The organism is Streptomyces sp. IBSBF 3136, from assembly GCF_036815105.1.
In the GTDB taxonomy this organism is placed as follows: Bacteria; Actinomycetota; Actinomycetes; order Streptomycetales; family Streptomycetaceae; genus Streptomyces.
Genome location: NZ_JAJSZC010000255.1, coordinates 1 through 10,283, shown reverse-complemented (window position 1 = coordinate 10,283; position 10,283 = coordinate 1). Strand labels below are relative to the sequence as shown.

The window sequence follows — 10,283 nt, the reverse complement described above, 5'->3', positions numbered from 1 at the left end:
CCACGGCCCAAAGCCCCGGCCCCCTCCGTCATGCCCCCGGAGGCTCATCTGTGGCGCGTCGGTCGGGCCTCGCGCAGCGTGGAGTCGAAGGTGACCGGTCGGACGGCGGTGAGCGCCGTGGGAGAGGTGGACGCATGGACAGGGATGTCTCCGAGCCGAGGGTCGTGGTCGGCGTGGACGGGTCGGACTCCTCGTACGCCGCGGTGCGCTGGGCCGTGCGGTACGCCGCGCTCCTCGGCGGCGTCGTGGACGCGGTCACCGTGTGGGAGCTGCCCGGTCTGTACGGCTGGTCGGCGCCGGCGGTGGACACGGACGTCGACGAGGACGAGGCCCGGCAGCTGATGCGCCAGGAACTCACCGACGTGCTGGGCGCGGAGACGGCCGGGGCGGTCCGGACGCACGTGGTGCACGGCAACGCGGCGGAGGTCCTGCTGCGCGCCGCCGAGGGAGCCGAGGCGGTGGTGGTCGGCAGCCGGGGGAGGGGCGGGTTCGCCCGCGCCCTGCTCGGGTCCGTCAGCCAGCACGTCTCCCAGCACGCCGGCTGTCCGGTCGTCATCGTGCGGTCCGAGGAGACCTGACCGGGCGTCCGCTCCGGCCCAGGAGGGGACCACGACCCGTGGACCCGCGGACCACGGGAGGGGCCGGATGGCCCCTGGACCGCCACCGCCGCGCCCCCCAGGCTGGAACCGCACCGCGTACCCGGGCGGCAGTGCGCCACCCGGTGCCCGCGCTGGTGATGACGGACATCGTGCGACGTGACGTACCCGCCCACCGGCGATCGAAGACGACTGACGGAGTTCCCATGTCCCTGGACGCCCCGCAGGACGCCACCGCTGTGACCGACGAGGAAGTGCGCGTGCTGGACGCGCACTGGCGCGCCGCCAACTACCTGGCCGTCGGCCAGATCTACCTGATGGCCAACCCGCTGCTCACCGAACCGCTGCGGACCGAGCACATCAAACCGCGGCTGCTCGGCCACTGGGGCACCTCGCCCGGGCTGAACCTCGTGTACACGCACCTCAACCGCGTGATCAAGGCGCGCGGGCTCGACGCGCTGTGCGTCTGGGGGCCGGGGCACGGGGGACCGGCGGTGGTCGCCAACTCCTGGCTGGAGGGCACCTACAGCGAGACCTACCCGGACGTCTCCAGGGACGCGGCCGGCATGGAACGGCTGTTCCGGCAGTTCTCCTTCCCGGGCGGCGTGCCCAGTCACGTGGCGCCGGAGACCCCGGGCTCGATCCACGAGGGCGGCGAACTCGGCTACTCGCTCGCCCACGCCTACGGCGCCGCCTTCGACAACCCCGGCCTGCTGGTCGCCTGCGTGATCGGCGACGGCGAGGCGGAGACCGGACCGCTGGCCGCCTCCTGGCACTCCAACAAGTTCCTCGACCCCGTCCACGACGGGGCGGTCCTGCCCATCCTGCACCTCAACGGCTACAAGATCGCCAACCCGACCGTGCTCTCCCGGCTGCCCGAGGACGAACTCGACGCCCTGCTGCGCGGATACGGCCACGAACCCCTGCATGTCACCGGCGACGACCCGGCCGAGGTGCACCGGGCCATGGCCGGCGCCATGGACCGGGCCCTGGACCACATCGCGCGGGTCCAGCGCGCCGCGCGCGAGGACGGCGCCACCGAGCGCGCCCACTGGCCGGTGATCGTGCTGCGCACCCCGAAGGGCTGGACCGGCCCCGCCGAGGTGGACGGCGTACCCGTCGAGGGCACCTGGCGCGCCCACCAGGTCCCGCTCGCGGGCGTGCGGGAGAACCCCCAGCACCTGCGCCAGCTGGAGGAGTGGCTGCGCTCCTACCGGCCCGAGGAGTTGTTCGGCCCCGACGGACGGCCGCACCCGGACGTGCTCGCAGCCGTCCCCGGCGGAACCAGGCGGCTCGGCGCCACCCCGCACGCCAACGGCGGCCTGCTCGTCCGCGACCTGCCGGTACCCGCGCTCGAGTCCTTCGCGGTCCCCGTCGACAAGCCGGGCGCCACCCTGCACGAACCCACCCGGGTGCTCGGCGGCCTGCTCGAACGGATCATGCGGGACACCGCGGCCGGCCGGAACTTCCGCGTCGTCGGACCCGACGAGACCGCCTCCAACCGGCTGCAGGCCGTATTCGACGCCAGCGGCAAGGCATGGCAGGCCGCCGTGCTCCCGGTCGACGAACACCTCGACCGGCACGGCCGGATCCTGGAGATCCTGTCCGAACACCTCTGCCAGGGCTGGCTGGAGGGCTATCTGCTGACCGGCCGGCACGGTCTGTTCTCCTGCTACGAGGCGTTCGTGCACATCGTCGACTCCATGGTCAACCAACACATCAAGTGGCTGAAGACCTCGCGCGGACTGTCCTGGCGTGCTCCCGTCGCCTCGCTCAACTACCTGCTCACCTCGCACGTGTGGCGCCAGGACCACAACGGCTTCTCGCACCAGGACCCCGGGTTCGTCGACCACGTCCTCAACAAGAGCCCCGAGGTGGTGCGCGTCTACCTGCCGCCGGACGCCAACACCCTGCTCTGCGTGACCGATCACGTCCTGCGCAGCCGTGACTACGTCAATGTGGTCGTGGCGGGCAAGCAGCCGTGCTTCGACTGGCTCTCCCTGGAACAGGCCCGGGTCCACTGCGCGCGCGGCGCCGGGATCTGGGACTGGGCCGGCACCGAGAACGGCGGCGAACCCGACGTGGTCCTCGCCTGCGCCGGTGACGTGCCCACCCAGGAGGTGCTGGCCGCCGCCCAGTTGCTGCGCAGGTACCTGCCCGACGTGGCGGTGCGGGTGGTCAACGTGGTCGACATGACACGGCTGCTCACCCACGAGGAACACCCGCACGGGATGAGCGACTTCGAGTACGACGGCCTGTTCACGACGGGCAAGCCGGTGATCTTCGCGTACCACGGCTATCCCTGGCTGGTCCACCGGCTCGCCTACCGCCGCACCGGGCACGGGAACCTGCACGTGCGCGGCTACAAGGAGTCCGGCACCACCACCACGCCGTTCGACATGGTGGTGCGCAACGACCTCGACCGCTACCGGCTCGTGATGGACGTCATCGACCGCGTGCCCGGCCTCGCGGTGCGCGCCGCCACCGTACGCCAGGCCATGGTGGACGCCCGGACCCGCCACCACGACTGGATCCGCGCCCACGGCACCGACCTGCCCGAGGTCGCGGACTGGACCTGGAACAGCTGAACGTGCCCGGTGCGCCGGGCCGGCGGCGCGCGCTGCGTCGCGGGTGTTCCGGATACCGCTCGTCAGAGCGATTGGCTTCCATGCGGATGTGGTGTGAAGATGGCGCGATGTCCGCCGCCTTCGAGACGAAAGTGCACGTCACTCGCTATGAGCAGGTACTGGTGATCACGTTGCGCGGGGAGCTGGACCACGACGACGCCGAGGCCGTCGACGACGCCTTCGCAGCGGCCGACGCTGCCGGGCTGCCCACCACGGCGGTGGACCTGTCCCGAGTCGCGTTCGCCGACAGCACGCTCCTCAACGCGCTCCTCGGCACCCGGCGCCGCCACGCGACGGACGGCCGCGAACTGGTCCTGCTCGGCCCCCTGCAGCCGGCGGTCACCAGACTCCTGACCGTCACGGGCACGATCGACCACTTCACCATCGCCGGCACCGGACCGTCACCCTCCAGCTGACGGCGGTGCCTCCCGGGCCGCCCCGGGCCGCCGTGGAGCCCCGTCCCCCGGGTCAGCTCCTCCGGTGGCCCCAGCGCGGGCCCACCTGCTCCCACTCCCGGTCCCAGCGGGCCAGGCGGCGGCGGTCCAGGTGGGCCCGGGCGACGGCTCCGGCGAGGCAGGCGGGAGCGGCGACGGCCAGGGCGGCCGCGGCGCCGAACAGACCGGCCTGCGCCGCGCCCTCCACACCGCCCGTCGGCCGGCCGGCCGTGATCCGGCCCTGCTCGTCCTGCCAGAGGGCCACCCGCGCACCGGCCCGCAGCCCGCTCTCCACCGGCGCCCGCCCGGTCCGGGGCGTGCCGTCGGGCGCGGTCCAGCGCACGGGCACCCAGACCCGGCCGCCGGACGACCAGGCCGCCGCGGTGCCGCCGGATGCGTCGGCCCGCAGGACGGCCCGGACCGGGTGCCGGTCGGCGCGCTGGTGGGCGAACTGGCCTCCGGCGGCACGGGCGGTCACCAGCGCGGCGGCCGCCGCGCCGATCACCACGACGAGCCAGACGGCCAGGAGGACCCAGGCCTCGACGAGGTCCTCGCGCCGTCGCAGCGGGTTCTTCCGCCACCGCCACAGCACATCGCCCCGCCGCCCGGACCGCCCCTTCCCGGCCCTCCTCACGCGATGTCTCCTCCCGTCGTGCGGCCCACCCGGGCGGCCCTCGTGCAGCCGCCGTCAGGCGGCGCCCTCGGCGGCCGGCTCCGCGTGCCGCGGGAGCCGTGGGATCACCTCGAAGACGTCGGACAGACCGGTGACGCGCAGGACCCGCAGGACGCTCGAACTGTCGGCGACCAGCCGCAACCGGCCCCGCTCGGCCAGCACCCGGTTGCGGGCCCGGCACAGCACGCCGAGTCCCGTGCAGTCGATGAACGCGACCGGCCGCAGATCGAGCACCAGGTCGGGGCGCGGCCGCGCGGTGAGCGCGTCCAGCCGCTCCGACAGCGCGGGCGCGGTCAGCACGTCGATCTCGCCGTGCAGCGGCACGACGGTCGCTCCGCCCGGCGCCCCGGCTCCGGCCTGCGGCAGCGGCGCCGTGCGGTCCTCGGCCTGCGGCACCGGCGCCGTCGCGTCCTCGGCCACGGACCCCTGGGGGCACTCGGTCACGGGCTTCGCGCGGTTCTCGGACATGTGACAAAGCCAACCGGGGGCGCTCGCGTTCCCGATAGGGCCGTTCGGCCCCTGTGCCGGGACCGTCCAGGACACACCCGCCGCGGACACCCGTCGCATCGCCGTGGCCCGTGCCGGGGTTCAGCCGGGGCCCGCCGCCGGACCGCCCGCCTCGGTCAGCAGCACACCCGTGACCAGGTCGGGGCGGATGCGCACCGCGTGGTCCATACCCTGCTGCGGCGCCCAGGGTTCCAGCAGCCCCCGGATGCGGGTCAGTTCCCCGGGGTCGGTGACCAGCCGGGCGTACCCCGTGACCACGACGCTCCAGCCGAGGTGGGTGTCCGGGTCGATCGCGTCCGCCTCGTAGGCGACGACGACCCCGGCGCCCCCGGCCCGCTGCGCCTGCGACGTCAGGGCCGCCCCCTCATGGGTGCGGATGACGATGTCGCCGTCGTCCAGCACATGGTTGACGGGGCGGACGGTGGGCAGCGCCTGCCGGGTGAAGACGAGTCTGCCCAGAGGCACGCCGGCCAGCAGGCGCAACGCCTCGACGCGGTCGAGGTCCACACGCCTGCGGGTCGGGACGTCGTTACGGATCATGGCCGGCTTCTTCGGAGGTGGGTGTCGCTCTCCCCGCGGCCGGACCCGCGGCACGGGCCCTGCGAGCCCTGAGCCCTGAGCCCTACGAGCTAAGAGCCGTACGGACGGAACGACACCGCGGGGGATCGGTGCCGCTCCTGGTCCCACTGTGTCGCAACCGCGCACCGTCCCCCAGGGCCGTTCGGCCCTTGACGCGGGGCCGTCGGGCCCTCGCCCCGGGGTGTGCCCTCCTTCGACGGGGTGCCCGACGCGGCCGCCCGGCACCGATGCGGGTGCCCAGCCGAGGGCCGGTGCGGCGGTCTCCGCCGGCACGGCCGGGCGGCCCGCGCAACCCGGCGGACGGGTCGACGTGACCGTCCCGGCCGACGGCGGAGCACCGCTGGAACGGTCGCTCCCACCGTCGGCCCGGTGGGCGCGCCGGGCGCCGGGTGCGGTGGCCGGGAGATCGGGAGGGAACCGTCGTACAGCTCCGTGTCACCCACACGGCGGACGCTCGGATCGGGGTGCACGATGGAGTCGTGACGCATTCGGGCCGGGCCCGCGCAGGGGCTCCGGTGCCGGTCACGACCCGCCCGGCGCGGGCCGCGGCCGGCGTGACAGGCGTGCGGCGCGGCGGATGTGCGGCGCGCACCGCCCGGCCCGCGCCGTCACCCGGGATCTCCGGCCCGGACCTTCGGGACGCCGAGCGGGCCCGCACCCACGGCGGGCGGCCGCCGGCACGCGAGAGGAGGCGGCGACCATGGCAGGGACACCTCCCATGACGGTCACGCGGGTGCGGCTGTGGCGCTGGCGGCGCAACCCCCTCAGGCGGCACAGCGACGTCGTCGAGGCCTGGATCGTGCTCGTCACCTGGATCCTCGCCGTGCTGGCCGGAGTCCTCGCGGGCCAGGCCGCGGCCGGTTCCATGGACGCCGCCTTCTCCGCCCGCAGGGCCCAGGTGCACACCGTGTCCGCCGTCCTCACCGACGGCGCCGCGAGGACACCGACCTCCGGCAGCGGCTACGACGACGGCCGGGTGTGGGCGCCCGTGCGGTGGACGTCCGGGAACGGCGCCGTGCACACCGGCCGGGCGAAGGTCTTCCCCGGCGCCCCCGCGGGCAGCACGGTCACGGTGTGGGCCAACGGTGGCGGCCGGCTGGTGTCGGCCCCCGCCACACCGGCTGAGGCGATGCTGCAGACGGTCCTGGCCGGCGTACTCGTCGCCCAGGCCGCCGGCACGGTCGTCTGGGTCGGCGGCCGCCTGGTCCGCGCCCGGCTGGTCCGCAGGCGGATGACGGAATGGGGCGAGGAGTGGAAGCGGGTCGGGCCAGAGTGGCGCAACCTCAGCGGGGGCAGGGGCTGACCACCCGGAACGGGCCGGGCGCCGTCCGGCACGGTGGTCAGGCGAGGCCGCCGCTGCCGTAAGGGGCGTACAGGTCGAGCAGCCGGACGCGCGAGGCGTGCAGCCGCTGGGCGACCACGCGGCCGACCCAGACCGCGACGGCCCGGCCGAACTCGGGGTCCCGCTCGCACAGGGCGCGGACGGCTTCGGCGTCGAACTCCCAGGCCCGCACGGGGCTCAGTGCCTCCCCGCCGAGCTGCCAGAGGTGCGGCGCGAAGTGCCAGGACCAGCCGACGAGTTCGCCGTGCCCGAGCGATTCGATCACGGCGGGACGGCGGCCGGGCACGCGCAGGTCGAGCGCCACGGTCCCGGTACGCACGATCCAGAAGCGGTCGGCGTGCCGGCCCTCCTGGAACAGGCGGGTGCCCGCCTCGAAGGAGACCTCGCGGGCGAGGCACATCAGCCGTTCGCGGTACAGGGGCTCAAGAGCCGCGGTCATGGTGGTCGCGGAGGTCATCGCACCGGCTCCCTTCGTGGCGGATGCCTCCAGCGTGCGCGCGCCCGGCCCCCGGCACCACGGGCCGCCCGGTCCCGGCCGGGGGCCCTTCGGCCCATGCAACGGAGCAGCGGAGGAGGTCCGGAGCGCACACGTCCGGAGGGAAGGCGTCCGCGGCACGGCAGGGCGGGAAGGGCGCTACCCGCTTCTCGCGGATCCGGATTGCGCGGTGCGCGGCTGCCGGCCGCTTCCCCGCGTCTGCTGGAGTCCTTCCCGCCACTACCAGCACACCACGGAAACCGCCCGTTAACCAGGCCCGACCGGCCCCGATTCCCACCTGGCTCCATTCCCCGACCGGCCCGGACCGCACCGCACGACGGCTGCCGGTCGACTTCTGCCTCGGAAACAGGGCCGTTGGGCCCTGGCGCCCGCGGCCGCCCGCCGGAAGGATCACGGTGACGTCCGAACGCACGGCTGAGGAGCAACCGATGGCGGACCGCGAGCAGGCCGGCCCCGACACCCCGATCCGTGTCTTCCTCCTGGACGACCACGAGGTGGTACGGCGCGGGGTGCACGACCTGCTGGACGACGAACCCGACATCACCGTCGTCGGCGACGCGGCCACCGTCGAGCAGGCTCTCGTCCGGGTGCCGGCCCTCCGGCCGGACGTGGCGGTCCTCGACGTCCGCCTGCCCGACGGGGACGGGGTGACCGTCTGCCGGGAGCTGCGCTCGCGCATGCCGGAGCTCGCCTGCCTGATGCTGACCTCGTTCGACGACGAGGAGGCGCTGCTGGACTCGATCATGGCCGGCGCGTCCGGGTACGTGCTCAAGCAGATCCAGGGCTCCGACCTCGTCTCCGCGGTCCGCACCGTGGCCCGCGGGCAGTCGCTGCTCGACCCGAGCGCGACCACCCGCCTGATGTCACGCCTGCGCGGCGAACAGCACCAGGAGCAGACCCCGGACGCCCTGCCCGGGCTGACCGGACGGGAGCGGGAGATCCTCGCCCTGATCGGCGAGGGACTGACCAACCGGCAGATCGGCGAACGGCTCTACCTCGCCGAGAAGACCGTCAAGAACCACATCTCGCGGCTGCTGGCCAAACTCGGCGTGGAACGCCGCATCCAGGCCGCCGTCATCGCCACCCGGGCCCGCGACGCCGGCGGCCTGCCGCACCCGGCCGGGCCCCGCGCGGGCGGACCGCGCACCTTCGGCCCCCGCTTCGGGAACTGACGTCCGCGGGGTCCGACCCCGCCGGACGGCCCGTTCCCGTATCGTCCACCGCGGACGCGACACAGGGGGCTGGGAGGATCGGAGTGGGAAGCTCCGGGGACGCGGGCGAGGCCCGGGTGCGACTGCCTCAACTGAGGCTGGACGAACTGCTGGAGGAGCTGCAGGCACGGCTCGACGCGGCCCGTGACACCCGGGACCGGGTGCACAACCTGCTGGAGGCCGTGCTCTCGGTCGGCCGGGAACTCGACCTGGAACAGGCGCTGCGCTCCATCGTCGAGGCGGCCGCCGTGCTCGTCGACGCCCGCTACGCCGCCCTGGGCGTGATCGGCTCGGACGGCACCCGGCTGTCGGCGTTCCACACGGTGGGGGTCCCGGCGGAGCGGATCGCGGAGATCGGGCCGTACCCGGAGGGGCACGGGATCCTGGGTGAGCTGATCCGGCGTCCCGAGCCGTTGCGGCTGGCGAAGCTGTCGGAGCATCCGGCTTCGTACGGCTTTCCTCCCGGCCATCCGCCGATGAGCAGCTTCCTGGGCGTGCCGATCCGGGTACGGGACCAGGTCTTCGGGAATCTGTACCTGACGGAGAAGCGTGGGGGCGCGCGGTTCGACGAGGACGACGAGGCGGTGCTCTCGACGCTGGCGGTGGCGGCGGGTGTGGCCATCGACAACGCCCGGCTGTACGAGGAGTCCCGGCTGCGCGAACGCTGGCTGCGGGCCAACGCCGAGATCACCGGCAGTCTGATGTCCGGCGCCGCCCAGCAGGAGGTCCTCGGGCTGATCGCCGAACGGGCCCGGGAGATCACGCGCGCCGCCCTGGCCGCGGTGGCCGTGCCGATGCGCGGCACCGGCACCCTGGCGGTGGAACTGGCCATCGGCCAGGGGGCGGAGGCGCACCGGGGGCTGGTGCTGCCCCTGGCGGGCACGCTCACCGGCGAGGCGTTCTCCCGGGGTGAGCCCGTGCGCAGCACCGACGTCGAGCACGACGAGCGGGTCTCGGCGGGCCCGCCGCGGTTCGCCGGCCTGGGCCCCGCCGTCGCCGTGCCGATAGGGCTCGGCGACCGGATCCGGGGTGTGGTGCTGCTGGCCCGGGAGAGCGGCGCGAACGACTTCTCCGACAAGGAGACCGAGCCGCTCCAGGTGTTCGCCGCGCAGGCCGCCGTGGCCATGGAACTCGCGGAGCGGCGCGCGGACGCCGAGCAGATCGTGCTGCTGGAGGACCGCGACCGGATCGCCCGGGACCTGCACGACCTCGCCATCCAGCGGCTGTTCGCCACCGGGATGACCCTGCAGAGCGCCGGTCGCCTCATCGAGCACGAGGGCGCCGCCGAGCGGGTGCTGCGGGCCGTGGACGACCTCGACGAGACCATCAAGATCATCCGGTCGACCATCTTCGGGCTCCGCGCCCGGGACGGCGCCGACGCGCCCGGACTGCGCGCCCGTGCCGTACGGATGGCGGGCGAGGCCACGCCGGTGCTGGGCTTCGCGCCCAGCCTGCGGATGGAGGGCCTGCTCGACACCCACGTGCCGAGCGCGCTCGCCGACCATGTGGTGGCCGTGCTCTCCGAAGCCCTCACCAACGTGGCCCGGCACGCCCGTGCCACGCGTGCCGAGGTGGTGCTGGAGACCGACGGCAAGGAGGTACGCCTGACGGTCACCGACAACGGCACCGGCATTCCGGCCGAGGGCCGGCGCAGCGGTCTGACCAACATGGCCGACCGGGCCCGCGGGGCGGGCGGCGGCCTGGAGTGGGCGAGTCCGGCGGGCGGAGGCACCCGGCTGGTGTGGTGGGCGCCGCTGCGGCAGGAGCCGGCCGCCGGCTGAGGGCCGTACGGAGCCGGGCAGGGGGCCTTCGGAGCGG

The 10,283-nt window shown here is 74.5% G+C and carries 10 protein-coding genes; 6 read left to right on the top strand and 4 right to left on the bottom strand.

Annotated features, from left to right (window positions below):
- The first annotated feature begins 134 nt into the window (after positions 1–134).
- The 3 genes from V7E45_RS34890 (at position 135) to V7E45_RS34880 (ending at position 3,639) form a co-directional block, all read left to right on the top strand.
- The gene (locus V7E45_RS34890; protein ID WP_333778269.1) at positions 135–578 is read left to right on the top strand and encodes a universal stress protein; all 444 of its coding nucleotides are present in this window, start codon (positions 135–137) and stop codon (positions 576–578) included.
- Between the two features lie 224 nt (positions 579–802).
- Positions 803–3,184 (top strand): phosphoketolase family protein, encoded by a 2,382-nt coding sequence (locus V7E45_RS34885; RefSeq protein ID WP_333778268.1) that lies wholly within the window; start codon positions 803–805, stop codon positions 3,182–3,184.
- 107 nt (positions 3,185–3,291) lie between these two features.
- The gene (locus V7E45_RS34880; RefSeq protein ID WP_333778267.1) at positions 3,292–3,639 is read left to right on the top strand and encodes an STAS domain-containing protein; all 348 of its coding nucleotides are present in this window, start codon (positions 3,292–3,294) and stop codon (positions 3,637–3,639) included.
- Between the two features lie 52 nt (positions 3,640–3,691).
- On the opposite strand, the gene V7E45_RS34875 is transcribed toward V7E45_RS34880, so the two are convergent.
- The 3 genes from V7E45_RS34875 to V7E45_RS34865 all read right to left on the bottom strand — a co-directional run bounded on the left by V7E45_RS34875 (position 3,692) and on the right by V7E45_RS34865 (position 5,377).
- Positions 3,692–4,291: an Rv1733c family protein gene (locus tag V7E45_RS34875; protein WP_333778266.1), complete on the bottom strand. Its 600-nt coding sequence runs from the start codon at positions 4,289–4,291 to the stop codon at positions 3,692–3,694.
- Between the two features lie 54 nt (positions 4,292–4,345).
- The gene (locus tag V7E45_RS34870; RefSeq protein ID WP_333778265.1) at positions 4,346–4,798 is read right to left on the bottom strand and encodes an STAS domain-containing protein; all 453 of its coding nucleotides are present in this window, start codon (positions 4,796–4,798) and stop codon (positions 4,346–4,348) included.
- A gap of 120 nt (positions 4,799–4,918) precedes the next feature.
- A complete protein-coding gene (locus V7E45_RS34865; RefSeq protein WP_333778264.1) occupies positions 4,919–5,377 on the bottom strand; it encodes a pyridoxamine 5'-phosphate oxidase family protein in 459 nt (152 codons plus the stop codon).
- A 739-nt stretch (positions 5,378–6,116) separates the two neighbouring features.
- On the opposite strand from V7E45_RS34865, the gene V7E45_RS34860 reads away from it, so the two are divergent.
- The gene (locus tag V7E45_RS34860; RefSeq protein WP_333778263.1) at positions 6,117–6,719 is read left to right on the top strand and encodes an Rv1733c family protein; all 603 of its coding nucleotides are present in this window, start codon (positions 6,117–6,119) and stop codon (positions 6,717–6,719) included.
- A 37-nt stretch (positions 6,720–6,756) separates the two neighbouring features.
- Here the strand turns inward: V7E45_RS34860 and V7E45_RS34855 are convergent, their stop codons facing one another.
- Complete coding sequence (locus V7E45_RS34855; protein WP_333778262.1) at positions 6,757–7,215, bottom strand: Crp/Fnr family transcriptional regulator; 459 nt, start codon at positions 7,213–7,215, stop codon at positions 6,757–6,759.
- 467 nt (positions 7,216–7,682) lie between these two features.
- Between V7E45_RS34855 and V7E45_RS34850 the strand changes: the two genes are divergently transcribed.
- Positions 7,683–8,426, top strand: a complete 744-nt coding sequence (locus tag V7E45_RS34850) for a response regulator transcription factor (protein ID WP_333778261.1) — start codon at positions 7,683–7,685, stop codon at positions 8,424–8,426.
- Positions 8,427–8,509: 83 nt separating this feature from the next.
- Positions 8,510–10,246, top strand: a complete 1,737-nt coding sequence (locus tag V7E45_RS34845) for a sensor histidine kinase (RefSeq protein WP_333778260.1) — start codon at positions 8,510–8,512, stop codon at positions 10,244–10,246.
- Positions 10,247–10,283: the final 37 nt, after the last annotated feature.

Bases quoted from the DNA above. Each gene is read 5' to 3' on its own strand.
- V7E45_RS34850 (WP_333778261.1), top strand. From the start codon at position 7,683: ATGGCGGACCGCGAGCAGGCCGGCCCCGACACCCCGATCCGTGTCTTC.
- V7E45_RS34865 (WP_333778264.1), bottom strand. From the start codon at position 5,377: ATGATCCGTAACGACGTCCCGACCCGCAGGCGTGTGGACCTCGACCGC.
- V7E45_RS34885 (WP_333778268.1), top strand. From the start codon at position 803: ATGTCCCTGGACGCCCCGCAGGACGCCACCGCTGTGACCGACGAGGAA.
- V7E45_RS34870 (WP_333778265.1), bottom strand. From the start codon at position 4,798: ATGTCCGAGAACCGCGCGAAGCCCGTGACCGAGTGCCCCCAGGGGTCC.
- V7E45_RS34880 (WP_333778267.1), top strand. From the start codon at position 3,292: ATGTCCGCCGCCTTCGAGACGAAAGTGCACGTCACTCGCTATGAGCAG.
- V7E45_RS34860 (WP_333778263.1), top strand. From the start codon at position 6,117: ATGGCAGGGACACCTCCCATGACGGTCACGCGGGTGCGGCTGTGGCGC.
- V7E45_RS34855 (WP_333778262.1), bottom strand. From the start codon at position 7,215: ATGACCTCCGCGACCACCATGACCGCGGCTCTTGAGCCCCTGTACCGC.
- V7E45_RS34890 (WP_333778269.1), top strand. From the start codon at position 135: ATGGACAGGGATGTCTCCGAGCCGAGGGTCGTGGTCGGCGTGGACGGG.